The organism is Bacteroides nordii (assembly GCF_019930665.1).
GTDB lineage: Bacteria > Bacteroidota > Bacteroidia > Bacteroidales > Bacteroidaceae > Bacteroides > Bacteroides nordii.
The window spans coordinates 756,738-779,654 of the sequence record NZ_CP082886.1; the positions used below are offsets into that span (position 1 = coordinate 756,738).

Consider the following 22,917-nt stretch of genomic DNA (forward strand, 5'->3'; position numbering starts at 1 on the left):
AGAGACGGCCTTAAATAACGTTAGATTATCTCTTTTCGCCGTCATATCCCCACTTAACATAAATGGCTCCCCAGGCAAAGCCTGCTCCGAATGCTGTAAAAATCAGATTATCACCTTTTTTGAGTTTATTTTCATAATCCCAGATACAAAGAGGAAGTGTTCCGGCACTTGTATTACCATAGCGCTCTATATTAACCATAACTTTCTCTTCCGGCACATCCAGGCGTTGTGTAACAGCACTTATTATGCGCTGATTGGCTTGATGTGGGATCACCCAATCGATGTCATCTTTGTTCAGGTTGTTTCTTGTAATAATCGCTTCACAGGCATCCGACATATTTGCTACGGCATATTTGAATACCGTACGTCCTTCCTGATAGATATAGTGCATATGACTATCCAACGTATAATAGGAGGAGGCACATACGGATCCACCTGCTTTAATGTGTAGAAAAGGCAATCCTTTGCCATCTGTTCTCAAAACAGAATCTATAACACCCAACTCCTCAGTGGTTGGCTCAAGCATAAAGGCGGCTGCACCGTCGGCAAAGATCGGGCAGGTTGCACGATCCGTATAATCTACTATCGACGACATTTTATCAGCTCCTACTATAATAACCTTTTTGTATATTCCCGAACGTATAAAATTCGCTCCGGTTTCCAATGCATAAAGGAATCCGCTGCAAACAGCCTGCACATCAAAGGCAAAAGCATTCTTCAGTTCCAGTTTATCACATAATATGGAGGCAGTTGAAGGTAAGCGATAATCAGGAGTGGTAGTAGCCACAATCACCAGATCAATATCATCCGGGTGAGATTGGGTACGTCGCATCAATTGTTTTACAGCTTTGCGAGCCATATATGAAGTTCCAAGTCCTTCTTCTCTTAATATATGCCTTTCTTTTATACCAATGCGTCCCATAATCCATTCGTCGGTAGTATCTACCATCTTAGAAATTTCATCATTAGTTAAGATATAATCAGGCACATATCCGCCGACTCCCGTGACTACTGCGTTTATTTTCTGCATCGGTTTTATTGTTTAGTAGGTTTTGAATAGGTTTGCTCTAAAAATAAGGGCGTAAATATACAGAAAAGAGGAGACTTTCCAATAGTAGCCCAATAAACGCTCTATTGTTTTATCATTGCGAAGGAAACTTTGACCAAATTTTAACTAAATAGCTGAGACTGCTTACTTTGGTTTGGCAGCATTCTATTTGTATCGCTATAATTACCGGATATAGTTTCTTTCCGGTTCATCTTTCTTTGTTGTATGATGATGGATATAGAATCATATTCGGTGAGATTGTAATCTTTTACTAAATGTCATCTGATTGGAATAGGGGTGGTATGATAGTTGGAAGTGAGTGATCCATTTGATGTTATTGACTGTGATATAAGGTCGATGTTTTACTGTGAAATCACTATCTTTGCAATGGAATGGAACTATTAATTAATGAAAAGGATATTATGCTTGCCTACACATACGTTGAACATGGAAAATTTGAATTGCGGGAGAAGCCAAAACCGGAAATAATAAATTCACGGGATGCAATCATACGAGTGACTCTCGGTAGCATTTGTACCAGTGACCTCCATATCAAACATGGCAGTGTGCCGCGTGCTATTCCCGGAACAACAGTTGGGCACGAGATGGTGGGTGTCGTAGAAGAGGTGGGAGCTGACGTCACTTCAGTCAAGCCCGGAGATAGAGTAACTGTGAATGTCGAGACTTTCTGCGGAGAATGTTTCTTTTGCAAGCGGGGATATGTTAACAACTGCATCGACTCCAATGGCGGTTGGGCTTTAGGTTGTCGCATTGACGGCGGTCAGGCAGAATATGTCAGAGTTCCTTATGCAGACCAAGGGCTAAACCGTATTCCTGATACAGTCAGTGATGAACAGGCTTTGTTTGTTGGCGATGTGCTTGCAACAGGTTTTTGGGCAACCCGTATCTCAGAGATTTCCGAGGACGATACTGTTCTTATCATTGGCGGCGGTCCTACCGGAATCTGTACTTTATTGTGTGTGATGTTGAAGAAGCCGCGGCGTATTATTGTCTGTGAAAAGTCTCCGGAAAGAATCCGGTTCGTGCGTGAACATTATCCTGATGTATTGGTGGTGGAATCAGAAAGCTGCAAGGACTTTGTGATTCAAAACAGTGACCATGGTGGGGCTGATGTTGTATTAGAGGTGGCTGGTAGTGAAGATACTTTCCGCTTGGCGTGGGAGTGTGCCCGTCCCAATGCCATTGTTACTATCGTAGCTCTTTATGATAAACCTCAATTTCTTCCTTTGCCCGATATGTATGGCAAGAACTTGATTATTAAAACAGGTGGAGTGGATGGCTGCGACTGCGCCGAGATTCTTAATCTGATTGAGGAAGGTAAGATAGATACAACCCCTCTTATTACGCATAGATTTCCGTTGAAGGAGATTGAGGAAGCCTATCGTATATTTGAAAATAAGTTGGACGGAGTTATTAAGGTAGCCATTTATAAATGAATCGTTTTGTGAATGAAGCGATTGCATGTTTAATTCAAAATTATAAGCAATAATATGCCTGTTATCGAAATATCATCTTTATCTCATCCGGGAGTTGAGGTATTCAGTACTCTTACTGAAACCCAGTTGCGCAATCGAACCGAGCCTGATAAGGGGATTTTTATAGTAGAAAGTCCGAAGGTTATCAAGAGAGCTTTGGATACCGGCTATGAACCTTTAGCCATTTTGTGTGAACACAAACATATTGTCGGTGATGCTGCTGAAATTATTGAACGTTGTGATAATGTGCCTGTCTATACCGGTAGCAGAGAATTGCTTGCTACGCTGACCGGTTATGTCCTGACACGTGGCGTTCTCTGTGCCATGCGTCGCCCTGCTCCACGTAGTATGGAAGAAGTATGCCGGGAAGCCCGGCGTATTGTTGTAATTGACAGTGTTGTCGATGCAGTTAACATTGGCGCTATCTTCCGTTCGGCAGCTGCTCTTGGAATTGATGCTGTATTACTAACGCGTAATTCCTGCGACCCGTTGAACCGCCGTGTGGTCAGGGTGTCTATGGGAGCCGTCTTCTTTGTGCCATGGACTTGGATGGATGGTCCTCTCAGTGACTTACGAAAATGGGGCTTCCGTACGGCTGCTATGGCACTTACGGATGACTCTATCTCCATTGATAACCCTGCTTTGATGAGTGAATCCAAATTGGCTATCGTGATGGGTAACGAAGGGGAGGGGCTTTCGAGTGAAACGATTGCTGAGGCTGACTACGTAGTTCGTATCCCCATGGCGCGTGGTGTTGATTCGCTCAATGTAGCCGCTGCGGCTGCTGTAGCTTTCTGGCAGCTTCGTGCTCCACAATTTTGAGATTAGTACATTCCAAAGTTATCTCTGATTATTTGCTGATGATACAAATTATTACTATTGTAAATGGGATAGTAATCAAATAGCTATACTTTACTGATTGCCTTTCTTATAAGAGGGGAATAGATTATTTACGGTGAAATTAGTCACCTGAATATAGCTATTGGATAACTCATTGGTAGTGATTATTGCTATATACTAATAGGTTACATCACAAAAATGCAACCACGTATAAAGTGATCGCATTTTTGTGACTATTGGTCTAATTTCTATGCTGACATTTTGTTTGGATTTAATAGTATTTATCAATTCCTCCGAATCCTGTAATTCTTTTGTTATCTTTCGTCTTATCGATGAAGTTGTGTAATCGCCTTTCAAATTCTTCCGGTCGTTTTCTCGCCGCTTCAATGTATGCGATGCGGATACGTTTGTATGCATCGGAACAACGTTGGTAATTTTGCCATAATCCTTTATCTTCTCTCAGCTTATCCATTATATCATTGGGAAATATAAATGGTTCGGACAATACCTTTCGTATCTTATCCTCAAATTTGGGATGTATCATCCTGTTTTCCATCAACCACCTGAGTCTCTCTTTGTTGGCTTGTGAGTATGTGCTTTTAGGATTTCGAGGCGTGAAATGCTGAATTTTATGTTCTTTGTCAAACGACTTTATTGTACTGTCAATCCATTCGAAACAAAGGGCTTCTTCAACAGCATCATTGTATGTAACACTTTTTTTACCTGAAGATTTACTGGGAAATACAAACCATATTTCATTGGCAGTATCGAAGTTTTCGATAAGCCACTTTCGCCAATCTTTTCGATTCTCAAAATACTTTATTTTATTCTCAGCTGTCATAACAAGGGATATGTGATAATGTAGTTAGTTTCTTAGCTGTCATATTAATCAATAGTAGTCTATGCTAATTGTTGGTAATCACCTCTTACTTTCCGATGCAGCATATTATGCCAGTTGATTATCAGTGGTTTACAGCTTAAAAGATAGACTGCTCAAAAAATTACTTGTTTTTTCGCCAAAAATCGCAGATTTAACACTTTTCTTCGTTGCCCACCTCAAAACAGAGGGAAAATGGGGAAAATCGTTCTCTTTCGCCCCGAAACCTCCGCTTCACAAAGATAAGGCATATCGGGGATAATTTCGCCGATTGGGGCTGCAAAATCAGAGATGGATTTACGGATTCTTCAACGGATTTTGGGGTTGCCTTTTGTGGCTTGGCAAGGGACGAATCTTGCTGTACTTTTGGGTTATGGTGTCGGATTATTTAGCAGCCAAAAGAGAAAGTCTGTTAGGGTCTGGTTCGGCTCAGTTTTGGAGAAGCCATCTCTTTTTCTCCCTCTTTTAGTTTTACTTTAATGCACGTATATATGAATACGGGGATAAAGTAAAGTTGGTTTCGGTGATTTATGCTGTAATTCGCTTGAAAAAGTGTATAACCATTGTGTTATGTTTGTCTTAGCCTTCATAATTTGCAACTCAAAACCTCTGTAACTTATACCTTATCTGATATATTCACGTAGATAAAACAATAAATTATACCCATACTGATATAATGTTGAATATTTATGTTATCTTTGTACCCGAAAAGGTATAAATAAAATGCAAACTGAGTGAAGAATCAAACTTGTTTGATTTATTCCGAGGTGCAGCCTTTATTGTAAAATCTTGGATTTTAAACATTGAATGCTATGAATAATCTTTCTACTACGGTCAAAATGTTGCGAAAGCAATATAATCTGACGCAAGAAGAACTTTCGTTGAAGTCGGGAGTGGGATTGCGTTTTGTGCGAGACCTTGAGCAAGGAAAGGAAACGCTACGCCTTGATAAGGTAAATCAGCTTCTTGACTTTTTCAATTATGAAATGGTTGCCACTCAAAAAATAAACGGTTAAGTCGAGAGTAGAGGCAAAACTTGTTTTGACTATGCCGAAGCGAGAGTGATTGTAAATGAACGAAGAGAAATTTCAACCTAATAATCAATGAGACAAGCCCATATATTTTACAAAGACCAATTGGCTGGTATTCTGACAGAAAACGATGCCGGATATGAGTTTCGCTATTTGCCGGAATATCTCTCTTCAGAAACGGCAAAGGCTGTTAGCCTGACATTGCCTTTACAGGAGGAAGCATATACAAGTCCTGCGCTATTCCCATTTTTCGACGGTTTGATTCCTGAAGGATGGCTGTTGGATGTTGCATTGCGGAATACAGACATCAGCATTCTTGACCGGATGTCGTTGTTGCTGACATGCTGCAAGGATTGTATCGGAGCAGTAAGCGTCATTCCAATGGAAGAAAAGGAGGAAAGCCATGTGTAATAATTGCTTATATTGTTATCGCCCGCTCTTAAAGGGGGAAAAGGATATGCACACAGCTTGCATAAAGAAGTTTTTCGGGACAGCAACATTGCCTATTCTTGATTATACGACAGAACAACTTGACCAGCTTGCTCTGCAAATCATTCAAGACCAAACCTCTTTAACCGGTGTTCAGCCAAAATTATCCTTGCATTTGAAGGAACATGAGGGCAGCAAACGATTGACTATTGTCGGTCTATGGGGCGCTTATATCTGTAAGCCTCAGACCTCGCAATATGAAATGATGCCTGAAGTCGAGGATTTAACCATGCACCTTGCAGAGGTGGCACATATTGAGGTAGTTTCTCATACGCTGATGCGGATGGCAGATGATACGCTATGCTATCTTACCCGCCGGATTGACAGAACTTCTACCGGAGAGAAGATTGCGATGGAAGATATGTGTCAACTGACCGAAAGGCAAACGGAACATAAATACAAAAGTAGTTATGAACGTATCGGCAAGACTATATTGAAATACTCTTCCTTGCCCAAAATGGATGTCACTAATTTCTTCGAGTTGGTCTTGTTCTCTTGGCTGACAGGGAATAACGATATGCACTTGAAAAACTTCTCTTTGTATGAAGCTGCTGATAAGATACGTCTAACCCCTGCTTATGATTTGCTAAATGCGGTTATCATCAATCCCAAGGATGACGAAGAGTTAGCATTAACTTTGAATGGTCGGAAGAAAAAGCTTCAAAGAGAGGATTTTATTAGGTCGGCAGCCACGTTGGGGATAGAGAATGTGATTGTAGAACGACTGATAAATAAGTATATCAAACTATTGCCGAAATTTGAGACCGTCATTCAAAACTCTTTCCTTTGCACTGAATTAAAGGAAAGGTATGACGAATTGTTGAAGGAACGGCTTGCGAGGCTTGCACAAAGACTATAAAACGGTAAAATACACAATGCTATATGGATATATTAAATCTCACCCAAATAACATCATTGTTCATCCTAACTTTAATAGAAAGAGACGATGGACAAAAGAAACAAATTTTGGAAACGCCAACAGATGGCTCGTGTGTTTGAGGCTCGCATGATTCTTTATGCTGCTTATGGTCATTGCATCATTCGAGAGGATGGAAGCTATTATGAACATCCTCGTTGGTTTGAATTGGCAAAAGACAGATGGGCGCAAGTTTACAAAACTACAGGTACTCCGTGTAGCTGTTGGATGTGCAGGGGATTTGAATATGATCGCAAGGAGTATAAGAAAGAGACTCGGCGGATTATTCGGGAATCAATGGAATGAGCTAAATGATAAGGAACCGAATCTGTGCATTAATTGCATAGGTTCAGTTTTTATTATGTGTCTTTTAATCTTGTGATTTTTTGTCCGCAATATATCATTAAATAGATAAAAAGCAATATCTTTGCATATTATATGATGAGTTAATATGGTAAAGAATACAATGGGGACTAAGTTGCCCCGAAAATTGGAGCAGAAGATGTCAGTTGTGGGAGAGCAGATTAAACTGGCTCGCTTGCGCAGGAATCTGAGTGTGGCTCAGGTGGCTGAACGTGCCACCTGCTCTTCATTGACTGTGTCCCGAATAGAGAAAGGCGCACCGACGGTAGCAATCGGAATCTACTTGCGTGTACTGTATGCTTTACAGCTTGACGATGATATTCTGTGGCTGGCCAAAGAAGATAAATTGGGAAAAGCCTTGCAGGATTTGAGTCTGAAGACAAGGGAACGTGCCTCAAAAAAGGAGTAAACGATGAAGACGCTATATGTTTATGCCGATTTTGATTGGCTCAAGGAGACAGAACTCATTGGCGAGTTAGGTTATGAATCTCTTCGTGGCTCGGACAGCTATTGCTTTACCTTCAGCGATGAATGGTTGAAGAAACACGGGGATTTGTTCCTGAGTGATGACCTCAATAATTATCCCGGACAGCAATATACGCAACCAGAGAAAGATATATTCGGATGTTTCTCGGATGCTTTGCCGGATCGTTGGGGACGAACGCTGCTGTTGCGACGTGAACAGATTGCTGCGATGGAAGAGAAACGACCGGTACGGAGACTGTCTTCTTTCGACTTTTTGACCGGTATTGATGACTTTTCCCGAATGGGTGCTTTCCGTTTTAAGGAATCAAAAGACGGAGGATTTATAAATGTAAGTGAGTCGTTGAAAATCCCACCTCTGACGGATATAAGGGAGTTGATTGCAGCCAGTGCGGAAATTGAGAAAAGCGAAGAGGGGAATGTCCTGCCTGACAGGAAATGGGTTGCACAACTCGTGCAGCCCGGTTCTTCATTGGGAGGTGCAAGGCCTAAAGCCAGTGTGATAGACACGGATAAAACGCTTTATATAGCCAAGTTTCCTTCTCGCAAAGATGATTACGATGCAGGGCTTTGGGAGCATTTCAGTCATCTTCTTGCTGCAAAAGCCGGTATTAATGCTGCGAAAACCAAAATACTGGCAGCGGGAGAGAAATATCACATTTTGCTTTCTCAACGCTTCGATAGAACCCAAGAGAGAAAACGAATTCACTTTGCTTCTGCCATGACCTTATTGGGACTTAATGACGGCGATAATGCAACTACAGGACACGGCTATCTGGATATAGTCGATTTCATAATCCAGAACTGTACGAATGTGGAAGAGAATCTGCAGGAACTCTATCGCCGTGTAGCTTTCAATATCTGCATTGGTAATAGCGATGACCATTTCCGCAATCATGGTTTTCTTTTAACGGCAAAAGGTTGGACGCTTTCTCCTGCATACGATATGAATCCTACTTTGAATGAGTATCAGAGTCTGCTTGTCTCATCAGGCTCCAATAAGGCTGAACTGAGTATTTTGCTGGATGCTTGCGAAGATTATATGCTTAATCGAAAAACGGCAAAAAAGATTATTTCGGAGGTGATTGAAGCGGTAAAAGGATGGTGCGAATTGGCAACACGATTGAGTATTTCCAAGAGAGAGATGGATATGTTTGCCGGAGTGTTGGATAAACGATATGATAGTCTTTAATTTGATAAGGAGAAAAATAACTATGAGTGGAGGATATTTTGATAGGAGCACATATGCAATACGTGAAATTGCAGATACTATGGAGCGTGATATTGCGAGAGCTTTACAGCCAAAGCCAGAGAAAGAGCATATGGATTATTGGGTAATTTATGAGAAAGATAGCTTTAGCTCATTCCATAACTATAACAGCTATATGAAGTTTGCTAGTTATGAAGATGCAGAATCTTTTCTCCTGAGAGATAAAACTATCGTCAAGGCAGAACAAAAATATGCAGACCTTTTTATCGCAGATGACATAATATTCCAGTCAACAACGCATAATATGTCTGATACTCCTGATGGTGAACAAATTCCAGTATTATACTCAATCTATCATTGTTGTTATGATCGTTATCCGGATGATGCTGATGTATTGGAACTGTCAGATGAGACGATAAATGCAATGAAGGAGGCATATCGGCAAATGCGCATAGCAGAAATATATGCAACTCGCGTAGATTGGATGATGAGTGGCGATGATAGCGAAGAGAGCTTCCGAGAACGCATTAAGGGAGATTTGGCGGAGTTTGAAAAGGAATATGCTACTAAAGACTGGACATATCTTGATGAAGATGATGAATAACATATAGAAAAACTCTCTGCGAATAATTATTTTAGGTATAGTATTTTTCGTCCGGATGGGGGGAATGCATTCGTGTCGCAGCTACTCTGTCATAGTGATAGCCATCGCGAATCAAAGATTCATAAGCACTCAGTGGATTGTATTTGTTTTAAATGATATGCTGACAATATGTTATAAAAGACCGCAATACGTTTCATTCAGACAATTCACCTTTGTGATATTTTCTAACAAGGAAGTTGAAAAGGCAAGTGTGAACATTACCTAGAAAATTGCTTACAGCCATCAGCGTATTAAAAAGTTTTAGGGAATCCATCATAACTTTGCTTTCAACAATCTCTTCCTGTCGTGATTTATATAAATTCTCTGAGTCAAGATGGGTTTCAAAGTTACGTTCATCTTTCCACCAAGAAGAGGTATGTGATTGGTTTTCGAGGAGATATGTTAATTCCTGATATTGACGATTGATTACTTCCGGAAAGTACTTCATTATGGGCAGAAGTGTGTCCCATTCTGATTTCTTATGGGATTTCTCATTAAAACCATAAAGTTTTTTGAAGCCTTCATTAAGGATTACAAACAATTTTCCGCGCATAAACCTTCGGTCATAGTCGCGGTCAGCAAGAATGAAGTATTTCCCGGCTACCATACTGTCAATCATTGTAATAAGGACAAATAGGTAGACGGAGACAACAATTCGGTCTATTTTGTGGTATTCATCGTGTTTTTCTTTCGTATCTTCTAGAATATTTGTCATTAACGGAAGTCCCTCGGAGTATTGGGCGATGGTGCTATCTATGACAGAAATAAATTCTTTACGCTCTGATTCCGAAAGTGTTTTTCCGTTGTATTGTACCTCTTTAAACCATTGAGCATACTTGTATTCTCTGATTTGTGCGTATTGAATATCTGCAAAGTCTCCGTTCATAATAATATGTCTTTTATCGTAACAGTTATGACCATTTTGATACTATATCTATTGTTTCGCTGTTTGGTTTGTACTTCTCCTCAATTTTTGAAATTTGTACAACTATTGCCATCCTCCCAATTGATGTAAAATGATTTAATAATGCTGCACGAGCATTAATGTTGGTGCAGTATTATATTTGTGGGGTTAAATAAGATCCACGAATTACTGATTGCAATATACGTTTAAATCAATATTCGAGACATCTTTAATATATGAGGCGACACAACCTAATAGATTAAGTATATCTGAACTTGGATTTGAACAGCTTAATCCTGGCTGAACAATGTTGATGTGCATAATCAAATCTTTTTTCCAATTAATTTGTGAACTCAATTGTTCGAGCTCTTCTTCGGAACCTTTGAGTATTCTTGAACATTCTCTTCCTTGATATTTTTTTATTTTACGCGCAAAAAGGCGATTGAACAATTGGCGACTTTTATCTCTATCATTCCATTTTAGACATTTCTGAGCTTGTCCACAAACTTCATAAAAATTAGATATCATATTACTTACTTTCCCGCCATGTGCATATTTAAGATGAAATAGATGCATGTGTATTGCATTATCTTCATTTTTGAATCCAATCAAGTCTGCAATTTCTCCACTACCGTCATCATCGTAAATCAAGTCAAATTGATCCCAAATATATTTAGAGAAGAAATATTGAATTGAATCTGTTTCATAAGGTACTACATGTTGTGATTCATTCTCAATTTTAGTATCAGCCCAATCAATACCTATTAATTTTTCTTGTGGGAATGGGGCTATATCAGAATTTGTACCCACTAAATTATTGGCATAAAGGCACGAACCATCAGCAAAATAAATTACAGGAACTGCATCATTATTATTAAAATAATCGCAAATATCATTATAAAGACGAGTCCCATATCTCATTTTTAGCTTATCTCCACTTACTTGCTTAACATGATATGTTTTGTGATTATCCCTTTCGTAGTATTCAATCATGTAAGTGAATTTAGAATCCTCTATAAGGATATTAAATGTGATTGTATTTTTTATTTCACAACTTGCCAATTCGATAGTAGCATACCATAATTGATAGTCAATAGCATTATGTGTTAAGTAAATGCCATGCTCTGGATAATCCCTATATAGTTCTGGATCCCAGTCAATTGCAATAGGCGCAATTTGAGGTAATTCAGAGATTGTACAAACTCTTAAAGTATTTTTTATAAAATAATTTGGATCAATACTTTCATCTTCGACTAATTTTCCAATCATTCTAGCCCATTTCGTATATTCAAGTAGATTACCTCTTGTGTGACTCCAAATTTTTCCTTTTACAGAACATCCCACACTAGTTCGTTCACCATTTCTATAGCCGTTCCCGAATAAATTGTTTGCCGTTAATTGCTTTTGTTCGGTCATAGAAATGCCTTCTTGAACATCTTTACCATAATAGGACTTAAAAGAAACGTTTCCTATACGAGCTTTTCTGCCGCCAAAATTAGCAATAGCAAAACGCCTTACATCATGAAAGACACGAAATACGCAATGTCCTGAAATTTTACTGGTGTCATCTTCTCCAAAAATAGCCTTAACAATCTCGTCAGTCTCACTCAAAGTGCTGTAGACATAGGCATGGTTATAATTGGGCGTACAATATCTGTGAATGACAAGGATATTCCATAGCAAATTCTGTACACATTCAACGTTACCCCAATCAACATTTTCAATGCTTCCACCAATTACAACTAATGTGTCCCCCTCTGCAGTACTACTTCCAAACCGATAGTCATAAATTTCAGGAGATAGTATATCTTCCCATGCTTTCGGATTCCATGTGTTAGAAGTTCTATAAATTGTGGCACTTAATGGAATATTTATACCCTGAAATGGAATTTTTGATAATTCTAAATTTCCAAATGATTGAATGAATTGATTAAAATCTTTTTCTTGTTCAGTAGTCCCATCATTTAGAAGTGGCAACAAGCTATTCCAATCTGCATCTTTTGCATATAATTCTTCAAGTTCTTCCAATATAGGAGGATAAGCTATATTCGTAATAAAACTTGCATTTCCAAGATTGGAGTCATATGAGGTACGTGTAAATCGACCTATAAATTGTAATGTAATTGGCAAACTCTGTTTGGCATCGTGAATTGCTGCAATTTTTAATTCTGGCATATCAAATCCTTCTCCCAGCATATTAACACAAACAATAATTTTGTGCTTTTTATCTTTTATGCCGTTTAGAATTGATTTTTGATTAGGCATTGAACTAAATACTACCACTGGATTCAAATCAGAGTATTGCTGATAAATTTCCATTACTTCCTTGGCTCTTTGTTTTGTACTACATCGAGCCATAAGAATATGATCGTATCCGTTCTCTATGTCAGAACGAAGTTGATTGACCGCCACTTCTGCAATATGTCTATCTGCTTGAATCAGATCATACTCCCTTATCGGAATAAATTTTATTGGCTTATAATATCCTTGTGACTGCGCATCTTTTAAAGAAAAATTGTAAATAAAATCTCCTCTTAATCTTCGACTATCATTTCTGAATGGGGTAGCAGTAAATAGTGTGACTTTCTCGTCATCGAAAGAATCAATAAATTCGCTCCATGTTTTAGCTTCAGAATGATGTGCTTCATCAATGAATAGATGGCTTATATTTGCCCGTAATAAATCTATGATCGTTGATTCACTATTTGTAATAAGTGGCATGGTTGTAATTATAACATTAGATTTTTCGATTAAAGAATGCCATCCATTATAATCCATGCCTTCTTTGACAATTCCCACATTAGGATAGATGCAATCGCTAGCAACTATCTCATACTTTGGAAGTATTCCTAATGTGATAAATTTATTTGCCAATTGGTCTCTCAATGCATCAGATGGAACAGTTATGAGTACTTTGGAACATTGATTCGCAATGAGAATACTTAGCATTGTTTCTGTCTTTCCTGTTCCGGTTGGCATTACTATTATATTTCTGCCATGGTGAATTTGAGCCTTAGACATAAAAGCATATATAGCTCCAAGTTGCGGAGCTCGAAGCCCAAAGATAGAATTTGGAATATCTTCCTTTTTGTAAAGAAATCTTCCTTTCCATGAAGCCGCTATTTCATTTGGATGCAAAGTTGTGAACGTTGGATGTTTTATCCATCTGATTGACAAAATATTCCCTTTTAGAAATTCACTTTTACGAGGTTTTTTGTTTGTTAGTACAGCATATTGATAATTTTCAATATTAGGGTCATTCTCATCTCTCGTTAGAAGGATGCTGACGCTATCTGTCTGTATAACAAAGGGTGATGTGGAAACAATATCAAATGTAGCTTTACTAAGCTCTTTATCATATCCGTTCAGATGTTCGACTTTGTTATTTCCACAACTCCATAAAAGTTGAACTATTTTAATAGGTAACTTTATCATAATCGATCAAGTAGTTATATTAAATGTGTCACATTAATTTTCTTATACTTCTTGCCCATACCAAGTGCGAATGCCATTTGGTCTTTGATAATCAGTTCGCCTTTTTGGAGTCCAGCTATGGCAGTTCGTACTTCTTGCAATTCTTGCCCACTGACACCATATAGGTCTTTGATAACTTTATCGTCAATAGTCTGTTGCTTCATTATAAGTGGATATTGGGCATTAGCATAGAAATCAAACCCTTTACTTTTGAAGCTACTCATATTTTGAGTGGCGAGAATGATACTTAATCCCTTATTTCGGCCTACAGCAATAAGGTTTCGCAACGGGCGGTTATCAAAGTCTAGCATATAGTGGGCTTCATCTATGATAGAGAAATGACGAATCTGCACCACATCCTCGTTTGTTGCCTGTTTTTCAATCTGTTCATATATGTTGTTGAGCTTTGAGATAATGAAATAGACAATAGCCTTTGCTATCGGGCCGTCTTTGGGGTAGCCGTCCATTTTTATGATGTAACAGTCATCGATAAGGCTGGCTTTATCTTCCTCTTCGAAGATATTAGCACGCACCAACTGTTTCAGTACAGATGAAATGCTGTCATCCTTTCCGGCGTCTGTCATCTTGGCTTGATATTCTTCCAACATCATGTTGAATGTTATGGGTGCACCTTCTGTTTTCTTGTATGCCTCTACAATGGCTTCGCTCAATCGGTTATTCATATTTGCACTGGCTGATACTCGGTCGATTGAGCATAGAGCCGAAGCCATCTCGGATGAATATAGGTTTATCTCATTGATAGGGCGGTCTGTGAGGTCCTTGAACGGAGTGAATGGTAGAGGATGCTCAATCGGGTCTATGATACAGCTGCGATCTACATCAAAATGTGAAAGCCAGTGATTGTTCTGAATGTCGCTGAACTCTCCTTTGTAGTCGAAAAGCAGGAAGTTTACCGGATATTGCGATTCTGACGATAATGTTCTGAACTGTTGCATCAACACTGCAAGCAGATTCGTTTTTCCTGAACCCGTAGCACCGGCAATAATGATTTGTGAGTTGGTAATGTCTCGGCTGTTGATGTCGAGAGTGGCTTCCATCTCAACATCACCATAGTTGCCGATAATCAAGTTCAGCGCAGGAATATCTTTTACCATTGCCACCTTATTGTTTACTGCATATAAGATGGAATCCAAATTGTTATCAGCCAATAGGTAGTTTCTACCACGCAGCATTTCAGCGGCAATGATGCGAGATAACACGGCATTTTGCGACCAATCTATATTCAGACTGGCGTAGCGCAATTTTAGTAACGCAGAGTACAAGGTAGATAAATCGTGCATCGTAAAGAAACTCGGAACGATACGTGCCGATGTAGCAGAGAGCTGTATATCCTTGTAATCTTCCTCCTTGCGTTCTGTAGTCAAACTCAAACCGACTATAAAGCAAATACGCATTACTTTGTTTGTGGTTAGACTAGCACGTTTCTCTCTGTCTGCAGTGCGCGACAAGTTTATCTTACTTTCAATAAGTTCCTTTACTTGACTGATTTCGTCAAGAATCCCCTCCATCTGACGGGTATTTGAAAAATTTATTATGCTCATAACTGTCTACTGATTAAGGGATATTCCAAAATAGCCTTCATCTATGGTTGTATTTTGTTCCTCAACATTACGATGCAGAGTATATGTCTTCGATATGAATGGCTCTAGTTTGATGTAGTCGCTATCCGTACGTATTTCAGATGTGGTACAGAGCAGAATAGTCTGTTCAGCCAACTGTGGGAAATATTCTTCCATCAAAGCGTCACGGCTTTCATTATCCAACACACCCATCACGGTATCAATCATAACAGGCGGATTGTAGTCGCCAAGGTTGCGCAGCACTTTTAGCAACACCTGTATGAATATCTGTTTGGATGCGGCATTCAGTTGGTTTAACGATATTTCATTACCGGCACTATGATATAGCTTGATGTTGAAATTCTCCATGCTGTCCGACAATTCCACACGTCCAACGTGTCCTTTGTAAGATACAAGCAAACGGTTGAGCTGCGACTGCATCTCTGTTTCTATCTGTGCTTTTTTCTTCTTCAACAGATTGTCGGCAACCTTATCAAAGAATGGACGCAATTTAACAAGTGTGTCAAATTTTACATCCGGTTCTTGCTGTATTTGTACATCGTATTGGTGGATTCGTTTTTCCAAACGCTGAATTTCGTTTTTGAGATTATCCTCTTGCGTTTTCAACTTTTCCAGAGTACGTTTGGATTCTTCATAATTGGCAATTAGCATATTGTTGCCACCTGCCTGTGTCTGTTCAAGTGTGCGCTTCTCTGTTCTGAGATTATCCAGATTGGCAAGTTTTATTTCCATATCCTGTCTTTTGCGGTCGATGGAAACAAATTGGTTTCCATTACCCTTTTTCGGCAGTTCTCGGAGTACATCTACCTCCGTAGTGTTCAGGTAGTCGTATGGGTCTGTTGCATTGGTTGTATTCTGCATGGCTACAATATGTGAAACCACGTTTTCTTCATCCACCGCTTGACTGCATAGCGACAGTTCTTTTAAATAATCTATAATTTTTGACATTACATCACGAAGTGTCTCAATCGGATAGGCACCGGTGCTCTGTTTTTGGAGTTGTTCCTTTATTCGTAATATATTGTTGATTTCCTGAGAAAGGTTGGAGGCCAATTTGGGAAGGAACACATTGATTTCTATGTTGTCTATAAATGCCTTTAAGTTTTCTGCATAAGTGGCAGCTTCCTCAGTTATGGCTCGTATCTTACCGTCAACGTCCTGTATACGTTTGCTTAGGTTGGCAGCCTGTTGTGCACCATCTTTAGCTCGCTGGTATTCATCTTCCACCGATGACATATATTTATACAACCTGTCTTGCTCTGCAAGGCAAGTGTTCAAATCAATTACCAACTGCTCTTTCTGATTGCATAACGAGTTGTATTCTTTGGCTTCTTTTTCTGCTTCTAATCGTTGCTCTGCCCACTCCTGTTGTAATTTCTCTGCTGCACGTTTCAGTTGCAGATACTTTTTGAAGCCAAGCACATTCTCAAAGTTGTCGCGTATGGTCTGCTGAAAGACATTCTTTTTCAGTAACTCGCTTGACTGCATCGCATCAAACAGAAAATACTGGCTCAATTCCTGCGGCAGGTTGGCCTTGATTATCTTGCTGATTTCCTGTTCAGCCCGCACCCTCTCTTTGGGTGCAGTCATTGTGCCATACACATACATATTGCCGTTCATGTTCAGCGATACACTTTCAAGCGGACGACCTTGTGGATTAAGCTGGTATATGCGTTTTAGGATATACTTCTGTTGCTGACCAAGCACTTTGCCAACAAAGGTGATTTGCAGACTGATTTCTGGCTTCACCCGATTGACTGCCCCTTGATTGAGCAATTCCATAAAGTGTTCCTTGTTCTCTATTTTCAATCCATACAATGCACCGCTTATAGCTTCGAACAGGGTGGTTTTACCGCCACCGTTTGAACCACCGATGAGTATAATCGGGCGGTCGTCATCTACCGTCAAGTCGAGGTCGAGCGACAGGTAGGTCTTGAAGTTGCTAATCTTTATTCTTTGTATGAGCATGGCGTAAATTCATTTATTGACGTATTTTCTGTATGGCGTTGCGGATTATCTCTTCCGTATCGCCATCATTCATCTCTATTACATCTACTTTCTTGGCATGGTAGGCTTTCAAAATGTCCTCACTCAGCCAATCAAAATCAATATCTTCGGTAGCGCAGATAGCTTCTATCATTGCAAGATCATCCTTGCGGATGCCGTAATGCACAAATTTAGGGTCTATTCCTTTTGCCATAATACTTATGCGTTTTGTGGATAAAAACAGTTCCAGTTCAATGTATCTGTGGTATTCTCAATAGGAAGGGGAGAGTACAGCCAGTTCTCGCCTTGTTGTAAGATCACACCGCCCGACAATGGTGTTTCGTCTGATGTGTTTTCTTTGATGTATTGCAACAATGCGTTATGCTTGTTGTGCGCAAATGCGTCACTGCCTGCACTTTTGGTGTCGAACAGATAAATATGACCGTTTTTCATGCGGATGATAAAGTCCACGTAAAACAACGACTTACCATTTTCATTGTCGGTGCTGTATTCTATGGCGTAATGCTGTTTGCCATTGTCTCCATTCTTGTACCACCAATCTATATATTGTTCATTTTGCTCCAAATAAGCTATGAAGTTCTTTTCCGGATTTGATGCTTGATTGAGTTGTACAAATGGCAGAAGTGCGTGATTCCGACTTTCTTCTATATGATTGGTGTCATTGTCGTAAGTACGTTCTTCAGGCACCTCCCAATCGTATTTTTTGAATACTCTCTTGGCTGCAGATGCTTTCTTGGCTCTATCGCGCTGTCTGGCATATTTTTCCAGCGCCGAGTCTATAATGCGGTCAAACTTAGGCTTGTTCAAATGATATAACACCACCTTTTTTGCGTCTGTGTCGAAGATACCGAAGAAGTCGGCCAATATTTCAAGCAGATAACTTGCAATTTTGTCAGCGCGACCTTTACTCTCGAATTGATGCCCTTTTGTGGCGATGTATGCCATAAACACGCGGTCAATCTCAGTAGCTTTTCTTGCGTATTTTACGGTATCAACTTCTAATATCTGTTCCTCGTTCTGGAAATGTACGTCTTGCGGTATCTCAATGTTGATGTTCTTGACATCAAGGCGCAAAGAGTTGGTTACCTTTTTCCTGTTTTCATTGATTTTTAGGTCATCAGTCTCAGGTAATGGACCGCTTTCGTCATTAGTATTATCCAGCTTGGCCAATTCCTCTAACGAGAACAGTAAATTGCCTTCTGCAAAGTCCCAGAAATGTCGCGCTTCATCATAGAGCACTTTGCGAAAGTCAGGTCCCAAATAGTTACGTTCTATATTGGGACGTTCCGCATAGCAGGCTGGTAACCATACATTTTTCAAATTCTCACGGCGGTAGGCTGTAACAGTGTTGTTCAGGATATAGTCGGCATCGGCTGTGACGATTTGTATCTTGTCTTTAGCTATATCAGTAAACACATAACCCACATTGAGCATCTCTTTGGGATAATGCTTCTGTTCCGGCATACGCATAATACGACCAACAGTCTGAATAGTAAACTGGTCGCTTTGCAGCTTGCGGAATATAAGTAGCACGGCAGCGCGAGGACAGTCCCAACCCAAGGCGATAGCTTCTTTGAAAAGCAGTACCTCAGTCAAGTTGTCAGGCTTTTCTAAATCGGTCAGATTCTCTTTCTCATTTGCAAGCCATATCGCCAGACGGTGGTTGTCGGTGGTAATACCACACATCACTTCAAGATACTTCTTTACCTGATCGGCTATGGCAGCATCTTCCGTCGTCATATTTTCTTTTGTATCGTTAGGCAGCTGAATGAGTAGCAAAGGGTTGATGTTTGAACCTACTGACTTATATGCTTCTGCTATTTGGTTACGTTTATCCGAAGCCGCTTTGATAAGGTTGGCATTAAGTTCCAGCTCATCGCTGAAATTCAGTTCTATCTCCGGGTTGAGTACCACCTCTTTCTTAATCATTTCGGCGGCTATCACATCCTGACGATACACCGTTACTTTTTCCTTTGGGTTGGCGGTTTTAGGTGTGGCGGAGATGCGGATTTCCACCATAGGATTGATTCTGTCAAGCACGGCAGCAGACTTGTCGGCTGTCTTCGACCAGAACATGTGCTCCTCGTCAATGATAGCTACAATGGGCAGGCCGAAGTCTTCTTTCGTTTTATAGGTTATTTCGTAGAGCGAGAGCGAACAATCACCCTCACGCACCATTACATTACTCTCTTTGTTCACACTTTCCCAGTTTACGAAAAGTATTTCACCGGGGCGGACTCCCTCGTTTTGGTCAAGCTCGTCAAACATCACCGGGCGCAGTGTACGTGTCTCCTCAAAAGCCTCTTTCAGTTTTTCGTAACTCTGTATGTGCAACTTGCGTGGGGCAAACCATATAAATGCGACTTCTTGATAACGACTGTCACCACGGTCGTGCAGTTCATCCATCAGACCGGCAAGCATCTGACAAGCCATTACAGTTTTTCCGGCACCAGTCGTTGCTTCAAACACCAGTTTATTACGTTGTCCGCCTGCATTCAGTAGACGGATAGTCTTGTCAATCAATTCGGCTACTGCTCTCTGCTGATATACTAAATTCTTCATTGCTTCTTGTCCTTTTTGTTCCCATGACTCTTGTTTTCAATCTCTTTCATTTCCAACAGGAAACGGTCGTAGTCCGATAAAAACAGTTGGTCTTGTATGATTCTGTATTTTTCAAATTCCGTTTCCGCGTGCAATCGTGCTATTTCTGCACTTACACGCCCGGCATCTTTCAGCAGACCGTATTCAAAGAGATTGATAAAATTATTCAGACGTTGCTCCCAGTCTGCCATTGTCAACGGAATGTGGCGCAGGGTCATTGTTTCAGCAAAATCAAGATAAGCCGTAACCATACGTTCCAATTGTCCCATTTCGACATCAGAAAGGTAATTCTTTGCTATTGTCACATCGCTTTTCTTGATTTTGCCATAGGGGGCATCTGCCCAAGTTGTCAGTCCCATGTGTTCTTTGGCTGCATCAGCCCGTTGCACTATGAGTTCGGCTGCTGTATGACCATGGACGGCAAAGTGCATCTTGTTCTGTACGGTAGCATAAAAACGGTGGGTGGCCAATGCTGTCTTGTCGTAGTCTATGGCGGTAGCGTATAAATCGGTTATCTTTTGATAGAACAGGCGTTCGCTGATGCGTATCTCACGGATGCGTTCCAGTTGCTCCTCGAAATACTTATCTGTCAGAAAAGTTCCGCGTTTCAGCCTTTCCGAATCCATTACCCAGCCTTTGATGGTGTATTCCTTGGCAATGCCATTTACCCATTTTCTGAATTGTACGGCTTTCTCGGAATTGACTTTGAAGCCGACAGCAATAATCATTTCCAATGAATAGTGGTTCGTAGTGTATTGTTTGCCGTCAGGAGCAGTTATTCGAAATTTTCGAATAACTGCCGTTTCCTGCAACTCGCTGTCCGAGAATATTTTCTTGATGTGATAGTTGATGGTGTGTACTTCCACACCGTATAGCATCGCCATCAGTTTCTGCGTGAGCCAGATGTTTTCATCTTCATAACGTATCTCTATCTGCTGCTCGTCATTACCGACAGATGCCACATAGTTCAGGTATTCGGCTGCACTGCTGCGTACCGTCACTTGTTCTTTTTTCTTTTTGTGCTTCTCCTGCTCGCTCATTACAAATCCTCCTCTTCATCAAAGTTCAACATTCCATTCGGCATATTCTCCTGAACGGTTGTTTTTGTATCGTCAGAGATAATAAGCTCGTCTTTTTTCTTAGGTAGTATGCGACGGTAGGCATTGTATATGGCTTGTGGCAGGGCACAAAGTTGCACCTTGTCTTGAACTTCTTCAAATTCGCCTTCCCATGGGTCTTCGCTTGGAGAGAACACATACACGAGCATCCTGTCCTCGTAATCTGTATTCTGAATCAAGTCTACCAACTGCTGCACAGCTTCTTCGCGGTAGATAATCATCATACGCTTTTTGCCGTTGTCGAAGTAGCGGAATACATTTTTGTAGGTCTGTTGCTCGCCAAATTTCTGCTGCTCGGTATAAAGATCTTCTTTGATGCAAAGCATATCGGTGGAGAGACTCATCAGCTGACGCATATTTTTCATGCTTCGGCCTCTGCCGACAAAACTTGTGCGATAGTAGCGCAATGTGTTACCTGTCAAGCCCGGAACTTCTTCCCCTTTCGGAGTGGTGTAGCCATTGATTACACGTTTGTTGCGTTCGTAGGTTACTTCTTCGCAGATGTTATTCTCGTTATTGGTTACAAGAATACATTTACGATGACCGCCATCTTCGGCATTCAGTTGCATGGTAGCGTGAAGAGTGGTGCCGCTGCCGGCAAAGAAGTCGAGGATGGTTTTACAATCTGGTATAGTTTGTAACATATAACGCAGGATGGAAGTTGGTTTGGGATAATCAAACGGAATATCTTCAAATATACTTCCTAGTTCTTTTTTAGCATTGTCGTTTGAAAAAATATTATTTACTAATTGAATTGATTGAACTGGTTTAACTCGTTCTTTTTCAATTACAACATAATTGTTTCCTGCTTTTTCAATAGATACCCTTTGGTAGGTTTTTGTGTAAATTCGTTTTCCGTTTTTCCCGTTTTTAACAACAATAAACCCATTGTTATATCCAAAATTGAATAAATCTTCACTCCATCGCCATGCCCAGTCTGCTCTTTTATGCTTACCTTTCAGACGTTCCAAATATTGAGCGTAATTCCCTCCTGGATAGAATGTTTCACCATTGATGGTTATGGGATAATCTAGACTTGAACTATAAGACAAACTGTCATAATCCAATGTTTGATTCAACTTGTATTTTCCTCGTTGTTTATAGTATTCATCTATATTCTTAAAGCCTTCGTCATTATGGGGAATACCAGCAATAGTACACTGGGACTCACTTTTAGCATATATCATTAAGTAATCATGATTTTGAGCTATTTTATCAGTGGTTTTTCCTGACGCTTTGGTTATTCTTGGAAGTATTGCTATAAAATTTTCAACCCCCAATATTTCATCACATAATAACTTCAATTGCGCCTGTTCGTTATCGTCAATCGAGATGAATATCACTCCTTTATCTGAAAGCAGCTGTTTGGCAATACGCAAACGCTTGTTTATGAATGACAGCCATTTGGAGTGGCGATAAGAATCTTCTTTGTCTACGAAGCGGTCGTTATAGACGAAGTCGTTATTGCCGGTATTGTACGGAGGATCGATATAGATGACATCAATCTTGCCCTCGTGCGTGTAGGCAAGGGTGGTGAGGGCTTCGAGATTATCGCCTTCGATAAGGATATGGTTTGGTGCATCGCCATCGGGACTGATGATGGCTTTTGATGCATCTTCAACCAATACGGGCAATTCTTCGCGTAGACGTTCCTCCACATCTTCCGGCTTATCTTCCCACACCAATCCGTATCTCTTCTGCTTGCGCAACAGTCCTAACAACTCAGATTTCTCTTCGTTGGTCAAACCATCAAGCTGCAATATCCTGTTGTATAATTCTTTTTTGTTCATTATCTTTAAGATTAAAGATTGATGTT

Annotated in this window: 19 protein-coding genes; 9 read left to right on the forward strand and 10 right to left on the reverse strand. The window is 40.2% G+C overall.

The genetic code is table 11. From position 1 onward, the window contains the following. Window positions 1-25: 25 nt before the first annotated feature. Window positions 26-1,030 (reverse strand): beta-ketoacyl-ACP synthase III, encoded by a 1,005-nt coding sequence (locus K8P02_RS02915; RefSeq protein WP_002562111.1) that lies wholly within the window; start codon window positions 1,028-1,030, stop codon window positions 26-28. Between the two features lie 440 nt (window positions 1,031-1,470). Between K8P02_RS02915 and K8P02_RS02920 the strand changes: the two genes are divergently transcribed. Further along, entirely contained in the window at window positions 1,471-2,505 is a 1,035-nt protein-coding gene (locus tag K8P02_RS02920; RefSeq protein ID WP_025867806.1) for an alcohol dehydrogenase, read from the forward strand. Between the two features lie 54 nt (window positions 2,506-2,559). Beyond that, complete coding sequence (locus K8P02_RS02925; RefSeq protein ID WP_002562108.1) at window positions 2,560-3,366, forward strand: TrmH family RNA methyltransferase; 807 nt, start codon at window positions 2,560-2,562, stop codon at window positions 3,364-3,366. A 289-nt stretch (window positions 3,367-3,655) separates the two neighbouring features. Here the strand turns inward: K8P02_RS02925 and K8P02_RS02930 are convergent, their stop codons facing one another. After that, window positions 3,656-4,225, reverse strand: a complete 570-nt coding sequence (locus tag K8P02_RS02930; protein WP_223381964.1) for a YdeI/OmpD-associated family protein — start codon at window positions 4,223-4,225, stop codon at window positions 3,656-3,658. An 848-nt stretch (window positions 4,226-5,073) separates the two neighbouring features. Between K8P02_RS02930 and K8P02_RS02935 the strand changes: the two genes are divergently transcribed. The 7 genes from K8P02_RS02935 to K8P02_RS02965 all read left to right on the forward strand — a co-directional run bounded on the left by K8P02_RS02935 (window position 5,074) and on the right by K8P02_RS02965 (window position 9,357). Beyond that, window positions 5,074-5,277, forward strand: a complete 204-nt coding sequence (locus K8P02_RS02935; RefSeq protein ID WP_025867804.1) for a helix-turn-helix transcriptional regulator — start codon at window positions 5,074-5,076, stop codon at window positions 5,275-5,277. Window positions 5,278-5,364: 87 nt separating this feature from the next. Then, a complete protein-coding gene (locus K8P02_RS02940; RefSeq protein WP_127074735.1) occupies window positions 5,365-5,703 on the forward strand; it encodes a HipA N-terminal domain-containing protein in 339 nt (112 codons plus the stop codon). Window positions 5,704-5,749: 46 nt separating this feature from the next. Then, window positions 5,750-6,640, forward strand: coding sequence for a HipA domain-containing protein (locus tag K8P02_RS02945; RefSeq protein WP_044158396.1), 891 nt, complete (start codon window positions 5,750-5,752; stop codon window positions 6,638-6,640). Between the two features lie 87 nt (window positions 6,641-6,727). Beyond that, on the forward strand, window positions 6,728-7,003 hold the full coding sequence (locus tag K8P02_RS02950; RefSeq protein WP_081768148.1) for a hypothetical protein: 276 nt from the start codon (window positions 6,728-6,730) through the stop codon (window positions 7,001-7,003). Window positions 7,004-7,148: 145 nt separating this feature from the next. Further along, window positions 7,149-7,469 (forward strand): helix-turn-helix domain-containing protein, encoded by a 321-nt coding sequence (locus tag K8P02_RS02955; RefSeq protein WP_025867800.1) that lies wholly within the window; start codon window positions 7,149-7,151, stop codon window positions 7,467-7,469. A gap of 3 nt (window positions 7,470-7,472) precedes the next feature. Then, window positions 7,473-8,735 carry a type II toxin-antitoxin system HipA family toxin gene (locus tag K8P02_RS02960; protein WP_025867799.1) on the forward strand — a complete coding sequence of 421 codons (1,263 nt, stop codon included), beginning with the start codon at window positions 7,473-7,475 and terminating at the stop codon, window positions 8,733-8,735. A gap of 22 nt (window positions 8,736-8,757) precedes the next feature. Beyond that, a complete protein-coding gene (locus K8P02_RS02965; RefSeq protein ID WP_025867798.1) occupies window positions 8,758-9,357 on the forward strand; it encodes a hypothetical protein in 600 nt (199 codons plus the stop codon). Window positions 9,358-9,550: 193 nt separating this feature from the next. Here K8P02_RS02965 and K8P02_RS02970 read toward each other — a convergent pair whose 3' ends face one another. The 8 genes from K8P02_RS02970 to K8P02_RS03005 form a co-directional block, all read right to left on the reverse strand. Further along, window positions 9,551-10,282, reverse strand: coding sequence for a hypothetical protein (locus K8P02_RS02970; protein WP_025867797.1), 732 nt, complete (start codon window positions 10,280-10,282; stop codon window positions 9,551-9,553). 204 nt (window positions 10,283-10,486) lie between these two features. Beyond that, window positions 10,487-13,735 (reverse strand): DEAD/DEAH box helicase, encoded by a 3,249-nt coding sequence (locus tag K8P02_RS02975; RefSeq protein ID WP_223381972.1) that lies wholly within the window; start codon window positions 13,733-13,735, stop codon window positions 10,487-10,489. A 14-nt stretch (window positions 13,736-13,749) separates the two neighbouring features. Beyond that, window positions 13,750-15,336 (reverse strand): ATP-binding protein, encoded by a 1,587-nt coding sequence (locus K8P02_RS02980; RefSeq protein WP_025867796.1) that lies wholly within the window; start codon window positions 15,334-15,336, stop codon window positions 13,750-13,752. Between the two features lie 6 nt (window positions 15,337-15,342). Next, window positions 15,343-17,343, reverse strand: a complete 2,001-nt coding sequence (locus K8P02_RS02985; RefSeq protein WP_223381974.1) for an AAA family ATPase — start codon at window positions 17,341-17,343, stop codon at window positions 15,343-15,345. 13 nt (window positions 17,344-17,356) lie between these two features. Further along, on the reverse strand, window positions 17,357-17,575 hold the full coding sequence (locus K8P02_RS02990) for a DNA modification system-associated small protein (protein WP_025867795.1): 219 nt from the start codon (window positions 17,573-17,575) through the stop codon (window positions 17,357-17,359). A gap of 5 nt (window positions 17,576-17,580) precedes the next feature. Then, entirely contained in the window at window positions 17,581-19,944 is a 2,364-nt protein-coding gene (locus K8P02_RS02995; protein WP_025867794.1) for a DEAD/DEAH box helicase, read from the reverse strand. Beyond that, complete coding sequence (locus K8P02_RS03000; protein WP_025867793.1) at window positions 19,941-21,023, reverse strand: virulence RhuM family protein; 1,083 nt, start codon at window positions 21,021-21,023, stop codon at window positions 19,941-19,943. Before K8P02_RS03000 ends, K8P02_RS02995 begins: the two co-directional genes overlap by 4 nt. Beyond that, window positions 21,023-22,891 (reverse strand): site-specific DNA-methyltransferase, encoded by a 1,869-nt coding sequence (locus K8P02_RS03005; protein ID WP_025867792.1) that lies wholly within the window; start codon window positions 22,889-22,891, stop codon window positions 21,023-21,025. Before K8P02_RS03005 ends, K8P02_RS03000 begins: the two co-directional genes overlap by 1 nt. Window positions 22,892-22,917 lie beyond the last annotated feature (26 nt).